The organism is Streptomyces sp. NPDC004111 (genome assembly GCF_042874215.1).
Lineage (GTDB): Bacteria > Actinomycetota > Actinomycetes > Streptomycetales > Streptomycetaceae > Streptomyces.
On the sequence record NZ_JBIAMU010000019.1, the window covers coordinates 1 to 21,564 of the forward strand.

Below are 21,564 nucleotides of genomic sequence, written 5' to 3' on the forward strand. Positions count from 1 at the left end.
TTGTTTCTTTATCTCGCGCGCTCCCCAAAAAACCCCCCCCCCCCCCCCCGCTCCCCCCGCCCCCCCCCCCCCCCCCCCGCGGGGGGGGGGGGCCCCCCCCCCCCCCCCCCCCCCCCCCCGCCCTTCGAGACGTGTGTGGAGAACTCAGCTCTCCTCGTCCTGGCCGTCCTGCTCCGCCAGACTCTTCTCCAGGACGCGGCCCTCGCCGGGCGCGAGAGTGCCGAGGATCCTCTCCAGGTCCTCCACCGAGGCGAACTCGACCGTGATCTTCCCGCGCTTCTTGCCCAGGTCGACCTTCACCCGGGTCTCGAACCGGTCGGACAGACGCGAGGCGAGGTCCGACAGAGCGGGAGCCATCAGAGAGCCGGCCCTCGGTCCCTTGGGCTTGGTCTCCGTCGCCGGCTGGGAGTTCATCAGCTTGACGATCTCCTCGGTCGTACGCACCGAGAGCCCCTCGGCCACGATGCGCTTCGCGAGGTGGTCCTGCTCGTCGGACGCTTCGAGCGTCAACAGGGCCCGTGCATGACCGGCCGACAGCACACCGGCAGCCACGCGCTTCTGCACGGGCGGGGAGAGCTTCAGCAAACGCAGCGTATTGGAGACCTGCGGGCGCGAACGACCGATCCGGTCGGCCAGCTGGTCGTGCGTGCAGGCGAAGTCCTGGAGCAGCTGGTCGTAGGCCGCGGCCTCTTCCAGCGGATTGAGCTGTGCCCGGTGGAGGTTCTCCAGCAGAGCGTCCAGCAGAAGCTTCTCGTCCTCGGTGGCGCGGACGATCGCGGGAATCCGCTCCAGGCCGGCTTCCCGGCAGGCCCGCCAACGACGCTCACCCATGATGAGCTCGAAGCGCTCCGCACCGGTCTGCCGTACGACGACCGGCTGAAGCAGCCCCACCTCCTTGATGGAAGTGACGAGCTCCGCGAGAGCATCCGGATCGAACACGTCACGAGGCTGCCGAGGGTTCGGGTTGATCGCCCCGATCGGCACCTCCGCGAAGAACGCACCGGCAGGCGCTTCCAGCTTCTCCGCCGCAGGCCGCTCGGGATCCCGGTCCTGTGCCGGAACCTCTGTTTCACGTGAAACATTCGACGGCAGCGCGGCCACCTTCGCTGCGGCCACCCCCCGCTCCGCCGTCAGCACCGGCGCCGCTGCCGGAGCGACGTCCGGGGCAGGAGTCTGCTTCTCCTGCGGGCCCTGCGGGAACAGCGCGCCAAGCCCGCGTCCCAGTCCTCTAGGTCGATTGCTCATTGGACACCCTCCGCCATGCTGTGCTGATTGTTCGGGTCGACAGCATGGGCGTGCTGCGCCTCGTAGAAGACACCGGCCCCCCGCAACGCGATCTCCCGCGCCGCTTCGAGATACGAAAGCGAGCCGCTGGAGCTCGGGTCATAGGTGAGCACGGTCTGCCCATAACTGGGAGCCTCCGAGATCCGGACGGACCTCGGGATGCTGGTCTTGAGGACTTCCTTGGCGAAGTGGCTCCGTACTTCTTCCGCGACCTGCGAGGCGAGCCGGGTCCTGCCGTCGTACATCGTGAGCAGGATCGTCGACACATGCAGTTCGGGGTTGAGGTGCCCGCGCACCAGCTCCACGTTCCGCAGGAGCTGTCCGAGACCCTCCAGTGCGTAGTACTCGCACTGGATCGGGATCAGGACCTCCGCACCGGCGACCATCGCATTGACGGTCAGCAGGCCCAGCGACGGCGGGCAGTCGATGAGGACGTAGTCCAGCGGCTGCTCGTACGCCTGGATAGCGCGCTGAAGTCTGCTCTCCCGTGCCACCAGGGACACCAATTCGATCTCCGCACCGGCGAGATCGATGGTGGCCGGGGCACAGAAGAGGCCTTCGACGTCCCTGACGGGCTGGACCACGTCCGACAGCGGCTTGCTGTCGATGAGGACGTCGTAGATCGAGGGAACTTCGGAGTGATGATCGATTCCCAGCGCCGTGGAGGCGTTTCCCTGCGGATCGAGGTCGATCACCAGAACCCGTGCGCCGTGAAGCGCGAGCGAGGCGGCAAGGTTGACCGTTGTCGTGGTCTTGCCCACCCCACCCTTCTGGTTGGCGACCACCATCACACGTGTCTGCTCGGGCCTCGGCAGCCCCTCGCCGGTACGGCCGAGGGCATCTACCGCCAGGTGGGCAGCACGACCAATAGGGGTGTCGTCAGGCAGGGCCGATGTTTCACGTGAAACATCGTCTCCCGCTGCTTCGGAACGGGGGCCGGGGACCGGATCGGTCATCGGTCCCGCGATGTTGGCGTCGGACCGCAAGGATTCACTCTCCTCGACTTCAGGCTCGTAATGCTCAGAGCCTGTCACGCTTTGGGGGTCGCGAACCAGTGAGGCCCGTTCTCCTGTGGAAGAACCCGCCTTTGTGGACAACCCTGTCGTCCTTTCGGGTCTTGACCCTTGCGGCGTGGCGGCCGCGCGGCCCCGGCTGATGATTCCTTGCAGCAGCGAGCGACGTTTCACGTGAAACACGATGCACGGATGGGCTCACCCGGGGCCCCCGACACTCCGCACCGCGCTTGGGCGGCAGCTTGTATGGAGCATCAGGGCCTGCAGACGACAGGGCTCTCGATGACGAGGGGGCTGTCAGCGACGGCGTCGGGAGCGTCCGGTCCTCGCGGCCTTGGCCCGCTTGGCGGCAAAACGTACCCCGCCGGGGCTCTCCCCGACCTCTACGCGCACCACCGTGGAGAGCGGGTCCACCACTCCCGCACCGACCTGGAGCACTTCGGTCTTGACCACACCGAGCTTGCTGAGCGCGGCCCGCGCACCCTTGAGCTCGTCCTCGGCGGTGTCTCCCTTGAGCGCGAGCATCTCGCCGTACGGCCGCAGCAGCGGAACGCCCCAGCCGGCCAGCCGGTCCAGCGGGGCCACTGCACGGGCAGTCACCACGTGCACGGGCTCGACCTTGCCCATGACCTCTTCGGCGCGACCGCGTACAACCGTGACGTGGTCCAGGCCGAGCAGTTCGACGACTTCCTGGAGGAAGTTCGTGCGCCGCAGCAGCGGTTCGAGCAGGGTGATCTTCAGGTCCGGGCGGGCCAGGGCCAGCGGGATCCCGGGCAGTCCCGCGCCCGAGCCCACGTCGCACACCGTGATGTTCTTGGGCACCACTTCCGAGAGCACGGCGCAGTTCAGCAGGTGCCGTTCCCACAGACGCGGCACCTCGCGCGGGCCGATCAGCCCGCGCTCGACACCCGCGTCCGCGAGCAGCTCGGCGTACCGAACGGCTTGCGGGAAGAACTCGCCGAATACCGCCCGGGCCTCTTCCGGCGCCTGGGGAAGCTCTGCTGCTGCCTCCGTCACGGGGACCGTCCTTCCGTACCGCACTGTGGTGGCTGACTATCAGGCTGACAAAGATCGGCCCCGCCTGCGAACAGACGGGGCCGAAAGGCAATGCTCCGGTCAGGCCGGGAGCACGACGACGAATCGCTGGGGCTCCTCGCCCTCCGACTCGCTGCGCAGGCCCGCCGCGGCGACCGCGTCGTGTACGACCTTCCGCTCGAAGGGCGTCATCGGGTCGAGCTTCACGGGCGCACCGGTGCTCTTGGCCTCGTTGGCGGCCTTCGCACCGATCTCCGCGAGCTCCTCGCGCTTCTTCGCCCGGAAGCCCGCGATGTCCAGCATCAGCCGGCTGCGGTCGCCGGTCTCCCGGTGCACGGCGAGCCGGGTCAGCTCCTGAAGTGCTTCGAGCACCTCACCGTCACGGCCCACGAGCTTCTGCAGGTCACGACCGCTGGAGTCGCTGATGATCGAAACTGCCGCTCGGTCGGCTTCGACATCCATGTCGATGTCGCCGTCCAGGTCGGCGATGTCGAGCAGACCCTCGAGGTAGTCGGCCGCGATCTCGCCTTCCTGCTCCAGGCGCGTCAGGGTGTCGTTGCCCTCGGCGGGTGCGGAGGAAGTGGTGGTGTCCGTCACGGGAGGACTCCTTCTTACTTCTTGGACGGGTGCTTGGGCCGCTGCGGACCCTTGCGCTGCCCGGGCTTGGCTTGGCGTGCGGAACCGGCGGGCTTGCCTGCCGACGTGGGCTTGGCGTCCTGCGGCGTGTCCTTCTTCTCCAAGGAGGTCTTGGAGTCGGAGTCCTCGGGCGTCTTGGCCGCGCCCTGCTGTGCGGTGGCGCTCTGGCGCTTCGCCTTCGTCTGGCGCTTGGGCTGCTGACGCTTCGCGGCGGGAGCACCCTCGGCCTCGGCGAGCGCGGTGGCGCTCTTCACGACCGAACCGTCCGCCTCGGCGGCCAGGCCGGCCTTGGCCAGACCGTTGATGAACTTGCGCTCGACGTCATTGCGGTCGGTGCCCTTGGCGACGATCACCTTGATGACGTTGCGCTTGCGCTTCGCCTTCACCACACCGCCCGCGTCCACCGTGGACTTCAGCAGGCGCTGGAGGTAGGAGTCCTGCGCCTTGCTGCCGGGCGTCGGGTTCTGGTTGATGACGTACATCTGCTGGCCCATGGTCCACACGTTGGTGGTCAGCCAGTAGACGAGAACACCCACGGGGAAGTTGATGCCCATCACCATGAACATCACCGGGAAGATGTACATCATCATCTTCTGCTGCTGCATGAACGGCGTCTTGACCGTGAGGTCGACGTTCTTCGTCATGAGCTGGCGCTGGGTGAAGAACTGCGAGGCCGACATCATCACGATCATGATCGCGGTGACGATCTTGACCGAGGTGGCGGAGGCGTCGAGGCTCGCGATCTTGTCCGCGCTGTCCGTGAACTTCGCGGCCAGCGGGGCACCGAAGATGTGCGCCTGACGGGCGCTCTCCAGCAGCGTCTCGTTGATGACGCCGATCTTCTTGCCATCGGCGATGCCCGACAGCACGTGGTACAGGGCGAAGAAGAACGGGGACTGCGCCAGGATGGGAAGGCACGAGGAGAGCGGGTTGGTGCCCGTCTCCTTGTACAGCTTCATCATCTCTTCGGACTGACGCTGCTTGTCGCTCTTGTAGCGCTCCTGGATCGCCTTCATCTTCGGCTGGAGCACCTGCATGTTCCGCGTCGACTTGATCTGCTTCACGAAAAGCGGGATCAGGCAGATACGGATCAGCACCACCAGCGACACGATGGACAGGCCCCAGGCCCACCCCGTGTCGGGGCCGAAAATGGCGCCGTACACCTTGTGGAACTGGACGATGACCCAGGAAACGGGCCAGGTGATGAAGCTGAACAGACTGGCAATCGTGTCCACTAATCAGGCTCCTTGAGCATTGGGCGAGGTCTCTGCGGCCGGGCTCGGGGTTTCGGGGGCCGATCCCCGAGAAGACACGCCAACGGCGGACTTCTCGCCCTTGCTACCGCGCCACGCGTCGCGCAGCGCTTCGTGCCACCGCCGTCGGGTGCGGGGCGGGACATGGTCCACACCACCGGGCGACCACGGATTGCACCGCAGGATGCGCCAGGCGGTGAGAGCAGTGCCCTTCACCGCACCGTGCCGGTCGATGGCCGTGAATCCGTAGTGGGAACACGACGGGTAGTACCGGCAGACCGGCCCGAGCATGGGGCTGATGGTCCACTGGTACAGCTTGATGAGCGCCAGCAGCGGGTACTTCATCGCGTGCCTCTTCCCCGACCTTCGGTTTGGGGATCCCCGCCCAGCAGCCGCTGAAGTGCGGCGTCCAGGTCTCGGGCCAGCTGTGCGTGGTCGGCGTCACCCGCTCCGGGCAGCGCCCGTACAACAACCAGGCTACCGGGGGGCAGCTCGGCGATCCGGTCGCGCACGAGGTGGCGAAGTCTCCGCTTCACCGCGTTGCGTACGACGGCGACACCGACGGCTTTGCTCACGACGAAACCCGCACGCGCCGGGGGAGTGCTCTCCCCTGCCGCATGCGGGTCCGTTGCACCGCTACTGCGTAGATGGACGACGAGAAGCGGGCGGCCTGCGCGGCGCCCTCGTCGTACCGCGGTCGCGAAGTCCTCGCGCCGCCTCAGCCGATTCTCGGTAGGCAGCACGTCATGATCCCTACGGGATCAGGCGGACAGCTCAGTGCGGCCCTTGGCACGGCGGTTCGCCAGGATGGCGCGGCCGGCGCGGGTACGCATGCGCAGACGGAAGCCGTGGGTCTTGGCACGACGGCGGTTGTTCGGCTGGAAGGTGCGCTTGCTCACTCGGGGGCTCCAGAAATGAATCGGGGTTGGCGGGACATCGCCTGGCTGTCACCGTGCGCCCACGAGGAAGCTCGCAACGCTCTCAGTGCACCGCTTCACGATCATTGATCATGATCTTTGCCCATCGGAGGCAGGCGGCAGCAGCCATCGACAACTCGACCTGGTTACGGTACGCGCGGCTACGCCATCCGGTCAAACCGGGGCTTGTCGGGGGTCCACTGTGCACAGGCTGTGGACAACAACTTGAACCGCGTGAGCTGCCACGACTACCGTGGCCCAACCTGGATTCAGGCTTTCGTAGGCATGCAGCCCATGTGTCCCTGCCTGTCCAGCCTGAACTTCCCGTCCCGTCCCGAGAACCACACCTTCGTGGGACCTGTGAGAGAGCGTGCCCTGTGGCTGACGTACCTGCCGATCTTGCCGCAGTGTGGCCGCACGTGCTGGAGCATCTGCTCGGCGAGGGCCAGCAGGGCGTCGAGGCCAAGGACAAACAGTGGATCGAACGCTGCCAGCCGCTCGCGCTGGTCGCCGACACCGCCCTGCTCGCCGTACCCAACGAGTACAGCAAGCAGGTCCTGGAGGGGCGCCTCGCGCCGCTCATCAGTGAGGCCCTGAGCCACGAGTGCGGCCGGCCGATCCGCATCGCCATCACGGTCGACGACTCGGTGGGCGAGTCGCCCGCACCCCAGCCGGCACCCGCGCGGCAGCAGCCCTCCTACCCGGGCCAGCACCAGAACCAGCAGCTTCACACCCAGCACCCCCAGCAGCACGACGACCCCCCGCAGCGCGACGTCCACCGCGACGCCCACGACGCGCGGGACGGCCGTGACTCCCGGGACTCGTACGACTCCTACGGGCACCGCCCCCAGGACGACGGCCTCACCGCCCGGCCCGCCTACCCCGAGTACCGCCAGCAGTCGCGCCCCGCGCCGGGTGCCTGGCCCGGGTCCCAGGAGGACCACGGCGGCTGGCAGCAGCAGCGGCTCGGCGGCTTCCAGGAACGCGACCCGTACTCCCGGCCGCCCCAGCACGACTACCGGTCGCAGTTGCCGGACCGCTCCTACGACCAGCAACAGCAGTCGTACGAGCCGCAGCGCCAGGACCGTGCCGAGCGCCAGGACCAGGGACCGCGGCACGGCGGCGGCCCCGCGCTGCCGGCCGCCAGCGGTGCCCCCGGCCCGCTCGCCGCACAGCCCGCACCTGCCCCCGGACCGGGCGAGCCGCACGCGCGCCTCAACCCGAAGTACCTCTTCGACACCTTCGTCATCGGCTCGTCGAACCGGTTCGCGCACGCGGCCGCTGTCGCCGTCGCCGAGGCTCCCGCGAAGGCGTACAACCCCCTCTTCATCTACGGCGAGTCCGGACTCGGCAAGACGCACCTGCTGCACGCCATCGGGCACTACGCGCGCAGCCTCTACCCGGGCACGCGGGTGCGGTACGTGAGTTCGGAGGAGTTCACCAACGAGTTCATCAACTCCATCCGCGACGGCAAGGGCGACGCGTTCCGCAAGCGCTACCGCGACGTGGACATCCTGCTCGTCGACGACATCCAGTTCCTGGCGAGCAAGGAGTCGACGCAGGAGGAGTTCTTCCACACCTTCAATACGCTGCACAACGCGAACAAGCAGATCGTGCTGTCCTCCGACCGGCCGCCCAAGCAGCTGGTCACGCTGGAGGACCGGCTGCGCAACCGCTTCGAGTGGGGTCTGACCACCGACGTGCAGCCGCCCGAGCTGGAGACGCGGATCGCGATCCTCCGCAAGAAGGCGGTGCAGGAGCAGCTCAACGCCCCGCCGGAGGTACTGGAGTTCATCGCCTCCCGCATCTCCCGCAACATCCGTGAGCTGGAGGGGGCGCTGATCCGGGTCACCGCCTTCGCGAGCCTGAACCGGCAGCCGGTGGACCTCGGTCTCACCGAGCAGGTGCTCAAGGACCTGATCCCCGGCGGTGAGGACGCCTCTCCGGAGATCACCGCGCCGGCCATCATGTCGGCGACCGCCGACTACTTCGGCCTGACGGTGGACGACCTGTGCGGATCCTCGCGCAGCCGGGTGCTGGTGACGGCGCGGCAGATCGCCATGTATCTGTGCAGGGAGCTCACCGACCTGTCGCTGCCGAAGATCGGCGCACAGTTCGGCGGCCGGGACCACACGACGGTGATGCACGCGGACCGGAAGATCCGGGCCCTGATGGCCGAACGCCGCTCCATCTACAACCAGGTCACGGAGCTCACCAACCGCATCAAGAACGGCTGACGACAGCGCCGTTACGCCCCAGAAGGCGCCCGGATCCATCCTCCGGGCGCCTTTTCGCGCCCGGATTCCACGCTTCGAGCGCCCGGATCGGGGGCCCGGGGGCGTTGTCCCAAGCCTGTTGATACCTGCCCGACGCCCAGCCCTGTTCGATTAACGCCAAGGGGGCTGCGGTTCTCCACAGATCTTGGGACCATGTCCCGTCCACACCCTGGGGACTGTCAGGTTGTCCCGATTCCATCCACAGGAGCAGTTGTTGAGGGTCCATCACCCCAGGTCAGGTGGTTGTGGAATTGTGGCAAACCTTAATCCACAGCCTGTGGACAGAATTTTCATCCACAGGGGTCGCGGAAGGTTGTCCACCGTCGACCCACAGCTGTCCGTAGCTTGCCCACAGCTTTTCCCCAGGGCTGTCCACTGTTCGGCAACACGACACCCCGTCTCACCGGGTCGAGTGAAAGCCGTCACACCAACGTCCCCGATTGGCCTGTGGGGAAGGTGGGTAAAGCTGGGGACACAGCTGTGGGGAAGTCAGGGGTGCCTGTGCATCGGGTGTGCAGAACTTCCGCCCGTCCACAGAAGCACCGAGTTGTCCACGGGTTCCGCCCACAGGCGCAGTGGACAAAAAAGTGGGCCTGAGCTGCGGAAACGGGGTTATCCACGGTTTCCACAGGCCCTACTACTACTCCCACTAAGAGTTAGCCCGGAATCCGCATCGAAGAAGGCCCTGTGTACAACTCGGCCCGGTGGTCCCTCGGGCCTCTCTCCACGACTTGACCCACGGCCGCACCGACTGTCGGTGGCGTACGTCAGACTGGTCCCCGGTGAACCTCCCCAGCCGACGGCCGGGAGACACCCGTCAGACGAAGAAAGCCAGCAGGGCGAGCCAGCAACAGCAGGAGGCGGTTCCGGTGAAGATCCGGGTGGAGCGCGATGTACTCGCGGAGGCGGTGGCCTGGACGGCTCGCAGCCTCCCGGCCCGTCCGCCGGTGCCCGTCCTCGCGGGCCTTCTGCTGAAGGCCGAGGAGGGCGCGCTGAGCCTCTCCGGCTTCGACTATGAGGTCTCGGCCCGGGTGTCGGTGGACGCGGAGATCGAGGAGGACGGCACGGTCCTGGTGTCCGGCCGGCTGCTGGCCGACATCTGCCGCGCACTCCCCAACCGCCCGGTGGAGATTTCCACAGACGGTGTACGGGCGACCGTGGTCTGCGGTTCCTCGCGATTCACACTCCACACCCTTCCTGTGGAGGAGTACCCGGCGCTGCCGCAGATGCCGACCGCCACGGGCACCGTCCCCGGTGAGGTCTTCGCCTCCGCCGCCGCCCAGGTGGCCATCGCCGCCGGCCGTGACGACACGCTGCCCGTCCTCACCGGTGTGCGCATCGAGATCGAGGGCGAGACGGTCACGCTGGCGTCGACCGACCGCTACCGCTTCGCCGTCCGCGAGTTCCTGTGGAAGCCGGAGGACCCGGACGCGTCCGCGGTCGCCCTGGTGCCCGCCAAGACGCTCCTGGACACCGCCAAGTCGCTGACCAGCGGTGACACGGTCACGATCGCGCTGTCGGGCTCCGGTGCCGGTGAGGGCCTGATCGGTTTCGAGGGCGCGGGACGTCGCACGACGACCCGTCTCCTGGAGGGCGACCTGCCGAAGTACCGGACGCTCTTCCCCACCGAGTTCAACTCGGTCGCCGTCATCGAGACCGCCCCGTTCGTCGAGGCGGTCAAGCGTGTGGCGCTGGTCGCCGAGCGGAACACTCCGGTGCGGCTGACCTTCGAGCAGGGCGTCCTGATCCTCGAAGCGGGTTCCAGCGACGATGCACAGGCTGTGGAGCGCGTCGACGCGAACCTCGACGGCGACGACATCTCGATCGCCTTCAACCCGACCTTCCTGCTGGACGGTCTGAGCGCGATCGACTCCCCGGTCGCCCAGCTGTCCTTCACGACGTCCACCAAGCCGGCGCTGCTCAGCGGCCGTCCTGCCGTGGACGCCGAGGCGGACGACGCGTACAAGTACTTGATCATGCCGGTGCGTCTTTCCGGCTGATCGCCCAGCAGTGCGGTGCAGGCCCGGGGCCCAGGGGGCGCCGGGCCTGACGTGCCCCTCGGGCCGTTCGCACAAGCCGGGCGTAGGCTCGGACCCGGGTACGAATCGCCTCGAAGCTTAAGGAATCTCTGATGGAGCTCGGTCTCGTCGGCCTCGGCAAGATGGGCGGCAACATGCGCGAGCGCATCCGCCGCGCAGGCCACACCGTCATCGGTTACGACCGGAACCCGGACGTCGCCGATGTCCACAGCCTGGAAGAGCTTGTGGGCAAGCTCAAGGGCCCGCGCGTCGTCTGGGTCATGGTCCCGGCCGGTGACGCCACCCAGTCCACGATCGACGCGCTCGCTGAGCTGCTCTCCCCCGGTGACATCGTCGTCGACGGCGGAAACTCGCGCTGGACGGACGACGAGAAGCACGCGGAGGAGCTCGCGGCCAAGGGCATCGGCTTCGTCGACTGCGGTGTCTCCGGTGGCGTCTGGGGCCTGGAGAACGGCTACGCGCTGATGTACGGCGGCGACGCCGAGAACGTGGCGAAGGTCCAGCCGGTCTTCGACGCCCTGAAGCCCGAGGGCGAGTTCGGCTCGGTCCACGCGGGCAAGGTCGGCGCCGGCCACTTCGCCAAGATGGTCCACAACGGCATCGAGTACGCCATGATGCAGGCGTACGCCGAGGGCTGGGAGCTCCTGGAGAAGGTCGACTCCGTCACGGACGTGCGCGAGGTCTTCCGCTCCTGGCAGGAGGGCACGGTCATCCGTTCCTGGCTGCTGGACCTGGCGGTCAACGCGCTCGACGACGACGAGCACCTGGAGGGCCTGCGCGGCTACGCCGCCGACTCCGGCGAGGGCCGCTGGACCGTCGAGGCCGCCATCGACAACGCCGTGCCGCTGCCCGCGATCACGGCCTCCCTGTTCGCGCGCTTCGCCTCGCGCCAGGACGACTCCCCGCAGATGAAGATGATCGCCGCGCTGCGCAACCAGTTCGGCGGCCACGCGGTCGAGTCCAAGAAGTAAGCGCGGTCGGGGGAAGGTCGGCGCACCACCATGCACGTCACGCATCTGTCGCTGGCCGACTTCCGCTCGTACGCCCGGGTCGAAGTTCCCCTCGACCCGGGCGTCACCGCTTTCGTGGGGGCGAACGGGCAGGGCAAGACGAACCTGGTCGAGGCGGTCGGCTATCTCGCCACCCTCGGCAGCCACCGGGTGTCCTCGGACGCGCCGCTGGTGCGGATGGGCGCCGAGCGCGCGGTGATCCGGGCGGCCGTCACCCAGGGCGAGAGGTCCCAGCTGGTGGAGCTGGAGCTGAACCCCGGCCGCGCCAACCGGGCCAGGATCAACAGATCGTCCCAGGTCAGGCCCCGGGATGTGCTGGGGATCGTACGGACGGTGCTGTTCGCGCCGGAGGACCTGGCGCTGGTGAAGGGTGATCCGGGTGAGCGCAGGAAGTTCCTGGACGAGCTGATCACGGCTCGTTCGCCCCGGATGGCCGGAGTGCGGTCGGACTACGAGCGAGTGCTGAAGCAGCGCAACACGCTTCTGAAGTCGGCGGCGATGGCGCGGCGGCACGGTGGCCGGTCGATGGACATGTCCACCATCGACGTGTGGGACCAGCACCTGGCGAAGGCGGGGGCGGAGCTGCTCGCGCAGCGTCTGGACCTGATCGCGACGCTCCAGCCGCTGGCGGACAAGGCCTACGAGCAGTTGGCCCCGGGCGGGGGACCGGTGGCGTTGGAGTACCGCAACTCCGCGCCCGGTGAGGCGCAGTCCCGCGAGGAGCTGTTCGAGCAGCTGATGGCCGGGCTCGCGGAGGCGCGCAAGCGGGAGATCGAGCGGGGCGTGACGCTGGTCGGCCCCCACCGGGACGAACTCGTCCTGAAGCTCGGCCAGTTGCCCGCCAAGGGCTACGCGAGTCACGGGGAGTCCTGGTCGTACGCGCTGGCGCTGCGGCTCGCTTCGTACGACCTGCTGCGTGCCGAGGGCAACGAGCCGGTTCTCGTACTTGACGACGTGTTCGCCGAACTGGATGCCCGACGACGTGCCCGGCTTGCGGAGTTGGTGGCTCCGGGTGAGCAGGTGCTGGTGACGGCGGCGGTGGACGACGACGTTCCGGAGGCGTTGGCGGGTACGCGGTTCTCGGTGGCCGACGGCGAGGTGACCCGGCTGTGAGCGGCGAGGAGAAGCCGAAGCCGCGCATCGGGAAGGAAGGCGCTCCGGTACCGGGGGCGTCCGCGTCGGGAGTGCCGGAGTCCTCCGGGGTCGATCTGGCCCGGCAGGCGCTGGCCGCGGCGAAGGAGCAGGCGCGGGCACGGGGCGCTGCGGCACAGCAGAGGAAGACGGTACGGCGGGGCGGCAGCCTGCGTTCGGGGTCGGGTGCGGACGGGCGGGATCCGCTGAAGCTGGGTGCCGCGCTGGACCGGTTGAAGACCGAGCGCGGCTGGGAGATGCCGATCGCGGTCAGCGGGGTGATGGGGCGCTGGAAGGAGATCGTCGGACCGGAGGTGGCTCAGCATTCGGAGCCGCTGAAGTACGACGAGGACGAGCGCATCCTCGTCGTGCAGTGCGATTCGACGGCGTGGGCGACGCAACTGAAGTGGATGTTGCCCAATCTTCTGAAGCGGCTCAACGGGGAACTCGGGCGGGACACCGTGCGGCAGATCAAGTTGCACGGGCCGTCGGGCCCGCAGCGCCGGTACGGGCCGCTGCGCGCGCCAGGGAGCAAGGGGCCCGGCGATACGTACGGGTAGTCCGGTTCTGCGATGTTTCACGTGAAACGGAGACTTCCATGTTTCACGTGAAACCGGACAGCAGGAGTGAGGCGTCCCTCACCGTAGTGGGAGGTTGACAGCCCGAAGCGCTGGACGCCGGTGTGAGCAGCCTGGGGCCCCTCCCCGAATATGGGGAGTCGTTCGGCACCGGTTCGGGGCGGCACATGCGGACTCAGGTACCGGCAAACCCCCATTCGTGTCCGCGCTACCGGTAGACTGGTGCGTAGTCCTCGCTTATGTCGCGGGGCACGTCGACTCACACAGAACGACGCAGCCGCTCCTGCCTGCCTGGGGATGGGGAACCCCCCCAGCCAAAGGCAGGGGATGGGCCTGTGCTGTGCCAGAAAGGGCGCTTCGTGGCCGATTCCGGCAACCCCAACGAGATCAGTCCGTCCATCGCCGGCGAGGGCGGCGAGGTCGTCTCCGCGGAGGTGACCTCTTCGGGGGGTACTTCCGCCGAGGTCACCTCGTCGTACGACGCCAGCGCGATCACAGTGCTTGAGGGCCTGGACGCGGTCCGCAAGCGACCCGGCATGTACATCGGCTCCACCGGTGAGCGCGGACTGCACCACATGGTGCAGGAAGTCGTCGACAACTCCGTCGACGAGGCCCTGGCCGGGCACGCGGACACCATCGACGTCACGATCCTCGCCGACGGCGGCGTCCGCGTGATCGACAACGGCCGAGGCATCCCGGTGGGCATCCACCCCGTCGAGAAGAAGCCGGCCGTCGAGGTCGTGCTGACCGTGCTGCACGCGGGTGGCAAGTTCGGCGGCGGAGGCTACGCGGTCTCCGGTGGTCTGCACGGCGTCGGCGTCTCCGTCGTGAACGCGCTCTCGTACAAGCTCTCCGTCGAGATCCGGACCGACGGCTACCGCTGGACGCAGGACTACAAGGCGGGCGCCCCGACCGCGCCGCTGGAGCGGCACGAGGCGACCGAGGAGACCGGCACCTCGGTCACGTTCTGGTCCGACCCCGAGATCTTCGAGACCACCGAGTACTCCTTCGAGACGCTGTCGCGGCGTTTCCAGGAGATGGCGTTCCTGAACAAGGGACTGACCATCAAGCTCACGGACGAGCGGGAGTCCGCGAAGGCCGTCGCGGGTGCGGACACGGCCGAGGCCGTCGACGAGGAGCAGGCCCGCACGGTCACGTACCACTACGAGGGCGGCATCGTCGACTTCGTGAAGTACCTGAACTCGCGCAAGGGTGAGCTCATCCACCCGACCGTCATCGACGTCGAGGCCGAGGACAAGGAGCGGATGCTCTCGGTCGAGATCGCGATGCAGTGGAACTCGCAGTACAGCGAGGGGGTCTACTCCTTCGCCAACACGATCCACACGCACGAGGGCGGTACCCACGAGGAGGGCTTCCGCGCGGCGCTGACCGGTCTGGTGAACCGGTACGCGCGCGAGAAGAAGTTCCTGCGCGAGAAGGACGACAACCTCGCGGGTGAGGACATCCGCGAGGGTCTGACCGCGATCATCTCGGTCAAGCTGGGCGAGCCGCAGTTCGAGGGCCAGACCAAGACCAAGCTGGGCAACACCGAGGCGAAGACCTTCGTGCAGAAGGTCGTGCACGAGCACCTCAACGACTGGTTCGACCGCAACCCCAACGAGGCCGCGGACATCGTCCGCAAGGCGATCCAGGCCGCCACGGCCCGCGTCGCCGCCCGCAAGGCACGCGACCTGACCCGCCGCAAGGGTCTGCTGGAGTCGGCGTCGCTGCCGGGCAAGCTCAGCGACTGCCAGTCCAACGACCCGACGAAGTGCGAGATCTTCATCGTCGAGGGTGACTCCGCCGGTGGTTCGGCGAAGTCCGGCCGCAACCCGATGTACCAGGCCATCCTGCCGATCCGCGGCAAGATCCTGAACGTCGAGAAGGCGCGCATCGACAAGATCCTCCAGAACACCGAGGTCCAGGCGCTGATCAGCGCCTTCGGCACCGGTGTGCACGAGGACTTCGACATCGAGAAGCTCCGCTATCACAAGATCATCCTGATGGCGGACGCCGACGTCGACGGTCAGCACATCAACACGCTGCTCCTGACGTTCCTGTTCCGCTTCATGCGGCCGCTGGTCGAGGCGGGACACGTGTACCTGTCGCGCCCGCCGCTGTACAAGCTCAAGTGGAGCCGCGACAACGTCGAGTACGCCTACTCCGACCGTGAGCGCGACGCGCTGCGCGAGGCCGGCGAGCAGCAGGGCAAGCGCATCAAGGAGGGCGACCTCCAGCGCTTCAAGGGTCTCGGTGAGATGGACGCCGAGGAGCTGCGCATCACCACGATGGACGTCGACCACCGTGTGCTCGGCCAGGTCACCCTGGACGACGCGGCCCAGGCCGACGACCTGTTCTCGGTGCTGATGGGTGAGGACGTCGAGGCGCGGCGCTCGTTCATCCAGCGCAACGCCAAGGACGTTCGGTTCCTCGACATCTGAGTCGGTCCGTCGCTGACCGCTTCGAAAGGATTTTGACCAGCAATGGCCGACGAGATCACCCCTGAGACCCCCGCTGACGAGGGTCAGACCGTACGGATCGAGCCCGTCGGGCTTGAGACCGAGATGCAGCGCTCGTACCTCGACTACGCGATGTCCGTCATCGTGGCGCGTGCGCTGCCCGACGTGCGGGACGGCCTGAAGCCCGTGCACCGTCGCGTGCTCTACGCGATGTACGACGGTGGCTACCGGCCCGAGAAGGGCTTCTACAAGTGCGCCCGCGTCGTCGGTGACGTCATGGGTACGTACCACCCGCACGGCGACTCCTCGATCTACGACGCCCTGGTGCGTCTGGCGCAGCCGTGGTCGATGCGGATGCCGCTGGTGGCCTCCAACGGCAACTTCGGCTCCCCGGGCAACGACCCGGCGGCGGCCATGCGCTACACCGAGTGCAAGATGGCGAACCTCTCCATGGAGATGGTCCGCGACATCGACGAGGAGACCGTCGACTTCACGGCCAACTACGACGGCCGCAACCAGGAGCCGACGGTCCTGCCGTCCCGCTTCCCGAACCTGCTGGTGAACGGTTCGGCGGGCATCGCGGTCGGTATGGCGACGAACATTCCGCCGCACAACCTGCGCGAGGTCGCGGCCGGCGCCCAGTGGTGCCTGGACAACCCGGACGCCTCGCAGGAGGAGCTCCTGGACGCGCTGATGGAGCGCATCAAGGGCCCCGACTTCCCGACCGGCGCGCTGGTGGTGGGCCGCAAGGGCATCGAGGAGGCGTACCGGACGGGCCGCGGCTCGATCACGATGCGCGCCGTGGTGGCCGTCGAGGAGATCCAGAACCGGCAGTGCCTGGTCGTCACGGAACTCCCGTACCAGACCAACCCGGACAACCTGGCGCAGAAGATCGCCGACCTGGTGAAGGACGGCAAGATCGGCGGCATCGCCGACGTCCGTGACGAGACCTCGTCGCGGACCGGTCAGCGCCTGGTCATCGTGCTCAAGCGCGACGCCGTCGCCAAGGTCGTGCTGAACAACCTGTACAAGCACACCGACCTGCAGTCGAACTTCGGCGCGAACATGCTGGCGCTGGTCGACGGGGTGCCGCGCACTCTGTCGCTGGACGCGTTCATCCGCCACTGGGTGACGCACCAGATCGAGGTCATCGTCCGGCGGACGAAGTTCCGCCTGCGCAAGGCCGAGGAGCGCGCGCACATCCTGCGCGGTCTGCTCAAGGCGCTGGACGCGATCGACGAGGTCATCGCGCTGATCCGCCGCTCCAACACGGTCGAGATCGCCCGTGAGGGCCTGATGGGGCTGCTCTCCATCGACGAGATCCAGGCGAACGCCATCCTGGAGATGCAGCTGCGCCGTCTGGCCGCCCTGGAGCGCCAGAAGATCGTGGCGGAGCACGACGAGCTCCAGGCCAAGATCAACGAGTACAACGAGATCCTGGCCTCCCCGCAGCGCCAGCGCGCGATCGTCAGCGAGGAACTGGCCGTCATCGTCGACAAGTACGGCGACGACCGGCGTTCCCAGCTGGTGCCCTTCGACGGCGACATGTCCATGGAGGACCTGATCGCCGAGGAGGACATCGTCGTCACCATCACCAACGGTGGCTACGTGAAGCGCACCAAGACCGAGGACTACCGGTCGCAGAAGCGCGGCGGCAAGGGCGTGCGCGGCACGAAGCTGAAGCAGGACGACATCGTCGACCACTTCTTCGTGTCCACGACGCACCACTGGCTGCTGTTCTTCACCAACAAGGGCCGGGTCTACCGGGCCAAGGCGTACGAGCTTCCCGACGCCGGACGGGACGCGCGCGGCCAGCACGTGGCGAACCTGCTGGCCTTCCAGCCGGACGAGAAGATCGCGCAGATCCTGGCGATCCGGGACTACGAGGCGGCGCCGTACCTGATCCTGGCCACCAAGGGCGGCCTGGTGAAGAAGACGTCGCTGAAGGACTACGACTCGCCCCGTTCGGGTGGTGTCATCGCGATCAACCTGCGGGAGACCGCGGACGGCAGCGACGACGAGCTGATCGGTGCCGAGCTGGTGTCGGCCGAGGACGACCTGCTGCTGGTCAGCAGGAAGGCCCAGTCGATCCGTTTCACCGCCACGGACGACGCGCTGCGCCCGATGGGGCGCGCGACCTCGGGCGTGAAAGGCATGAGTTTCCGCGAGGGCGACGAACTGCTCTCGATGAATGTGGTCAGGCCCGGTACGTTCGTGTTCACCGCGACCGACGGCGGGTACGCGAAGCGCACCCCCGTCGACGAGTACCGGGTCCAGGGTCGCGGCGGTCTGGGTATCAAGGCCGCCAAGATCGTGGAGGACCGCGGCTCGCTCGTCGGCGCGCTGGTGGTGGAGGGGACGGACGAGATCCTCGCCATCACGCTCGGCGGCGGTGTGATTCGTACGCGAGTCAACGAAGTCAGGGAGACGGGCCGTGACACCATGGGCGTCCAACTGATCAACCTGGGCAAGCGGGATGCCGTCGTCGGCATCGCGCGCAACGCCGAGGCAGGCCGTGAGGCCGAGGAGGTCGACGGTGTCGAGGACGGCCCGGAGACCGATGAGAACGGTGCGGTCACTGCCACGGCCGCGGCCGAAGTCGTCGAGGGCGCAGAGCCTTCGGCAGGGGAGCACGAGGAGTAGGTCGTGAGTGGAGCCACGGGCGCCGGAGGAAAATCTTCCGGAGCTGGAGCACCCGGTGCCCGTGGCTCTGCCGCGGACTCCCAGGGGGGAACTGTGACGGACACCCGGGGGCCGCAGCCCCAGCAGAGCTACGACGGGTACGCGGCCGGCCCGCTGCCCGGTGAGCGGGAGCAGCCGGCCCAGGGGCCGGGCTCCCAGCCGTACCACCCGCCGCAGGCCTACCAGGCGTCCCAGGGCGGTCCTGCGGGGCCGCAGGGCGGCGGGGGCACGCAAGGCGGCCAGCGCGGCGGTCAGCCGGGCGGAGGCGGCACCCAGGGCGGTCAGACCGGCGCGGTGCGCCGGCCCCGCACCGGGGCGCGGACGACGCCGCGTACGCGCAAGGCCAGGCTGCGGGTGGCCAAGGCCGATCCGTGGTCGGTGATGAAGGTCAGCTTCCTGCTGTCGATCGCACTGGGCGTCTGCACGGTGATCGCCGCGGCGGTGCTGTGGATGGTCATGGACGCCATGGGCGTCTTCGCGACCGTCGGCGGCACCATCAGCGAGGCGACCAGCTCGACGGCCGGTTCCGGCGAGAGCAGCGGGTTCGACCTCCAGTCGTTCCTGTCGCTGCCGCGGGTGCTGCTCTTCACCTCGGTGATCGCGGTGATCGACGTGGTGCTGGCGACGGCACTGGCGACGCTCGGCGCCTTCATCTACAACCTGTCGGCCGGTTTCGTCGGCGGTGTGGAGCTCACGCTCGCCGAGGACGAGTAGTCCTCGGAAGCTGCGGAGAGGCGCTCGCGGCGGGGGGCGGGGAACCGATTTTGGTACTGCCCCCCACGTGCGCTAATCTTCAGAAGTCAGCGCGCGAGCGCGGCGGGGCTATAGCTCAGTTGGTTAGAGCGCATCCCTGATAAGGATGAGGCCACAGGTTCAAATCCTGTTAGCCCCACAATTACCGGTTGGCCCGGACGAGGAAGTTCTCGTCCGGGCCAACCGCTTTTGCGTGTGCGGAAGTTGTAGCCCCGGTAGGTCACCGATCGGTATCGGCCGGTGTGTATAGTCGGCCGCCAAGAGGTCTCCTACGTCAAGGAAAGACGAGGTCGCGCGGTGAAGAAGCTTCTCCTGGTCGCACTGGCCGCCATTGGCGGGCTCCTCGTGTACCGCCAGATCCAGGCGGATCGCGCCGAGCAGGATCTGTGGACGGAGGCGACTGACTCCGTGCCCGCAGGTTCGGGTGTCTGAGCTCCAGTAGTCACCAGCAGGGCCCCGGTCGCTTTCGAGCGGCCGGGGCCCTGTGCTGTGTGCCGTTCGTTTTGCTGGACCGTGACGCGGAATCCCTGGTGTTCGCCAGTGTGAATAGATAGCTTGCGGTAGCAAAGTAGGTGAGGGGTCTTGCGGGTTCTGTGGCTGCCGGGTGTGGGTGCTGGTCGCGGGAGCCGTCGATGTTTCACGTGAAACAGCCGGCGTCGGCGTTTCACGTGAAACAGCCGGAGTCGGCTCGAAGGTTTCACGGAACTCGGCTCGCGCTGTCCGTACAGGCGCTCGATCGTGAGGCGTTCAGCCGGGCTGTGGGCGACGTACGGCCCCCAAGGGGTGCTTTCCCGTTACACCGCCCCTTCGAGGGCCGTACGGGGCCCTTCCAGGGCTTTTTGGCGGGGTGACGAACGGTCAGGAGCGCTGTGGGGCGCGATGCTTGCGAAAGTGCGGAGCGGAACGGCCGCCGATGCGGTCACCCGCACGGGCAGTGCCGCGACGGGCGGGGCAGGATGGACCGGCACCGCGACGGCCGGCAACACGACAAGGGGTGGCGCGTGATCAGGCAGCGCAGCAAGATCCGGTGGCTCCGGAGCCGCCGGGGACTTCGGGGGATGCTCGCGGGGGCGGCGGCGCTGTGCGCGGTGTCGGGACAGGCGGGACAGGCGGGACAGGCGCTGGCCGCGGGTACGCCCGCCCCGTACGCCTTCGATAAGGCCGCCCAGCCGGTCAAGGGCACGGCGGGTACCGCGGACGCACCGGCGCTTGCGGCCGGGGCGACGTACAGGGACAGCATCAAGCCGAAGAGCAAGCAGTACTACCGGCTGGACCTCGACGCCACGACGAACTCCTACGTGTCGGCCGTCGCCGTGCCCAGGACCGGGACCAAGGTCGGCATCGGTGACGACCTCAAGGTGTCGGTGCTGGACCGCGACAGCAGCTCCTGCGACCTGGGGGACAACGTGACCTTCGGGTCCGCGGAGTACCCCCGGCCGCTCAGTACCTACGGGGCACGCCTGATCGATAAGGGCTCCAGCAGCTGCCAGAAGGCCGGTACGTACTACGTGCTGGTCGAGCGGGGCAGCGGGGCAAAGTCCTCGCAGGAGGACTGGGACCTGGAGATCCGCCACCAGTCCGAGCCGGGGCTCAGGAGCGCCGGTCCGACGGCCGCGCCTTCGACCTGGCCGAGCACATCCCCCGACCCGCCCACCGGCGGGCCGCAGAACCGCAAGGGAGGCACCGGCTTCAACGACGCCACGGGCCTGACGGCCGGCGAGTGGCGTGACGGGATCAAGCCCGGGGAGTCGCTGTTCTACCGGGTGCCCGTCGATTGGGGGCAGCAGATCTTCTCCGACGTCGACCTGCACAGCGCCCCCGGGGGGAAGAACGGCTTCGTCGGCAGCGCGCTGTCCTTCGCGCTCTACAACCCGGCACGCGGCTTCGTGAAGGGCAGCGACTTCTCGTACGACGGGAAGCAGAAGACGGCGGCGATGGATCCGCTGCCGCCCGTGAAGTACGAGAACCGCTTCACCTCCCGCAGCGGTGACGGGGACATGCAGCTGGCCGGCTGGTACTACCTGCGGGTCACGCTGAGCCCGCAGGTGGGCACGACCTTCGGGAACGCGGCGTACGGGATGACGCTGCGGGTCAACGTGACGGGTACGAAGGAGCCCGGACCCGCCTACGCGGGTGCCGCCTCGGACTTCGGGGTCTCGGACGACGACCGGGAGGCCGCCGCCAACGGTCAGAGCGTGCCGCAGGCGGAGCGCAGCGGCACGATGAAGACCGTCGCGGCGGCCGGGATCGGCGCCGGCACGGTCCTCGTGCTGGGACTCGGGGTGTGGACGCTGGTGGCGCGGCGGAGGGCGGCGGGACCCGTGCCGTCGCATCCGGCGCAGGTCCGGCAGACCCAGCCGTTGCAGCAGGGCGTACCGCAGCAGGCGGTACCGCAGCCGGGCGTGCCTCAGCAGCAGGGGCAGGGTCAGCAGCCTCCGCAGCAGGCTCAGGGGTACGGGCCGCCTTCGGCCTGGTAGCGGGCCGGGCCCCGCGAGGGG

At 68.1% G+C, this 21,564-nt stretch carries 18 protein-coding genes and 1 tRNA gene; 11 read left to right on the plus strand and 8 right to left on the minus strand.

The features are described 5' to 3' along the window. Positions 1 to 144: 144 nt before the first annotated feature. The 8 genes from ACFYVL_RS31875 to rpmH all read right to left on the minus strand — a co-directional run bounded on the left by ACFYVL_RS31875 (position 145) and on the right by rpmH (position 6,120). Positions 145 to 1,245, minus strand: a complete 1,101-nt coding sequence (locus ACFYVL_RS31875) for a ParB/RepB/Spo0J family partition protein (protein WP_389251043.1) — start codon at positions 1,243 to 1,245, stop codon at positions 145 to 147. Continuing rightward, the gene (locus ACFYVL_RS31880; RefSeq protein ID WP_389251045.1) at positions 1,242 to 2,318 is read right to left on the minus strand and encodes a ParA family protein; all 1,077 of its coding nucleotides are present in this window, start codon (positions 2,316 to 2,318) and stop codon (positions 1,242 to 1,244) included. Before ACFYVL_RS31880 ends, ACFYVL_RS31875 begins: the two co-directional genes overlap by 4 nt. A 276-nt stretch (positions 2,319 to 2,594) precedes the next feature. Next, positions 2,595 to 3,314 carry a 16S rRNA (guanine(527)-N(7))-methyltransferase RsmG gene (gene rsmG, locus ACFYVL_RS31885; RefSeq protein ID WP_389251047.1) on the minus strand — a complete coding sequence of 240 codons (720 nt, stop codon included), beginning with the start codon at positions 3,312 to 3,314 and terminating at the stop codon, positions 2,595 to 2,597. Between the two features lie 99 nt (positions 3,315 to 3,413). Further along, positions 3,414 to 3,929 carry a protein jag gene (locus tag ACFYVL_RS31890; RefSeq protein ID WP_389251049.1) on the minus strand — a complete coding sequence of 172 codons (516 nt, stop codon included), beginning with the start codon at positions 3,927 to 3,929 and terminating at the stop codon, positions 3,414 to 3,416. 14 nt (positions 3,930 to 3,943) lie between these two features. Further along, positions 3,944 to 5,203, minus strand: coding sequence for a membrane protein insertase YidC (yidC, locus tag ACFYVL_RS31895; protein WP_389251051.1), 1,260 nt, complete (start codon positions 5,201 to 5,203; stop codon positions 3,944 to 3,946). Positions 5,204 to 5,206: 3 nt separating this feature from the next. Further along, the gene (gene yidD / locus ACFYVL_RS31900; RefSeq protein ID WP_389251052.1) at positions 5,207 to 5,566 is read right to left on the minus strand and encodes a membrane protein insertion efficiency factor YidD; all 360 of its coding nucleotides are present in this window, start codon (positions 5,564 to 5,566) and stop codon (positions 5,207 to 5,209) included. Beyond that, positions 5,563 to 5,964: a ribonuclease P protein component gene (rnpA, locus tag ACFYVL_RS31905; protein ID WP_389251054.1), complete on the minus strand. Its 402-nt coding sequence runs from the start codon at positions 5,962 to 5,964 to the stop codon at positions 5,563 to 5,565. The genes yidD and rnpA overlap by 4 nt, the downstream gene beginning before the upstream one ends. A gap of 18 nt (positions 5,965 to 5,982) precedes the next feature. After that, positions 5,983 to 6,120, minus strand: coding sequence for a 50S ribosomal protein L34 (rpmH, locus tag ACFYVL_RS31910; protein WP_014137019.1), 138 nt, complete (start codon positions 6,118 to 6,120; stop codon positions 5,983 to 5,985). A gap of 395 nt (positions 6,121 to 6,515) precedes the next feature. Between rpmH and dnaA the strand changes: the two genes are divergently transcribed. The 11 genes from dnaA (at position 6,516) to ACFYVL_RS31965 (ending at position 21,543) form a co-directional block, all read left to right on the plus strand. Beyond that, positions 6,516 to 8,375 carry a chromosomal replication initiator protein DnaA gene (gene dnaA, locus ACFYVL_RS31915; protein WP_389251056.1) on the plus strand — a complete coding sequence of 620 codons (1,860 nt, stop codon included), beginning with the start codon at positions 6,516 to 6,518 and terminating at the stop codon, positions 8,373 to 8,375. Between the two features lie 908 nt (positions 8,376 to 9,283). Beyond that, positions 9,284 to 10,414, plus strand: a complete 1,131-nt coding sequence (gene dnaN, locus ACFYVL_RS31920; protein WP_389251058.1) for a DNA polymerase III subunit beta — start codon at positions 9,284 to 9,286, stop codon at positions 10,412 to 10,414. A gap of 131 nt (positions 10,415 to 10,545) precedes the next feature. Further along, positions 10,546 to 11,424 carry a phosphogluconate dehydrogenase (NAD(+)-dependent, decarboxylating) gene (gnd, locus tag ACFYVL_RS31925; RefSeq protein ID WP_389251060.1) on the plus strand — a complete coding sequence of 293 codons (879 nt, stop codon included), beginning with the start codon at positions 10,546 to 10,548 and terminating at the stop codon, positions 11,422 to 11,424. Positions 11,425 to 11,454: 30 nt separating this feature from the next. Then, positions 11,455 to 12,576, plus strand: a complete 1,122-nt coding sequence (gene recF, locus ACFYVL_RS31930; protein WP_389251062.1) for a DNA replication/repair protein RecF — start codon at positions 11,455 to 11,457, stop codon at positions 12,574 to 12,576. A 26-nt stretch (positions 12,577 to 12,602) separates the two neighbouring features. Continuing rightward, complete coding sequence (locus tag ACFYVL_RS31935; protein ID WP_389251415.1) at positions 12,603 to 13,154, plus strand: DUF721 domain-containing protein; 552 nt, start codon at positions 12,603 to 12,605, stop codon at positions 13,152 to 13,154. Between the two features lie 353 nt (positions 13,155 to 13,507). Continuing rightward, a complete protein-coding gene (gyrB, locus tag ACFYVL_RS31940; RefSeq protein ID WP_389251064.1) occupies positions 13,508 to 15,613 on the plus strand; it encodes a DNA topoisomerase (ATP-hydrolyzing) subunit B in 2,106 nt (701 codons plus the stop codon). Between the two features lie 42 nt (positions 15,614 to 15,655). Beyond that, positions 15,656 to 18,274, plus strand: a complete 2,619-nt coding sequence (gene gyrA / locus ACFYVL_RS31945; RefSeq protein ID WP_389251065.1) for a DNA gyrase subunit A — start codon at positions 15,656 to 15,658, stop codon at positions 18,272 to 18,274. A 93-nt stretch (positions 18,275 to 18,367) separates the two neighbouring features. Next, the gene (locus ACFYVL_RS31950; RefSeq protein ID WP_389251067.1) at positions 18,368 to 19,027 is read left to right on the plus strand and encodes a DUF3566 domain-containing protein; all 660 of its coding nucleotides are present in this window, start codon (positions 18,368 to 18,370) and stop codon (positions 19,025 to 19,027) included. 104 nt (positions 19,028 to 19,131) lie between these two features. Beyond that, positions 19,132 to 19,205 (plus strand) — tRNA-Ile (locus tag ACFYVL_RS31955). Positions 19,206 to 19,363: 158 nt separating this feature from the next. Next, positions 19,364 to 19,498: a DLW-39 family protein gene (locus ACFYVL_RS31960; protein WP_003958712.1), complete on the plus strand. Its 135-nt coding sequence runs from the start codon at positions 19,364 to 19,366 to the stop codon at positions 19,496 to 19,498. A gap of 569 nt (positions 19,499 to 20,067) precedes the next feature. Beyond that, entirely contained in the window at positions 20,068 to 21,543 is a 1,476-nt protein-coding gene (locus ACFYVL_RS31965) for a hypothetical protein (protein WP_389251069.1), read from the plus strand. Positions 21,544 to 21,564 lie beyond the last annotated feature (21 nt).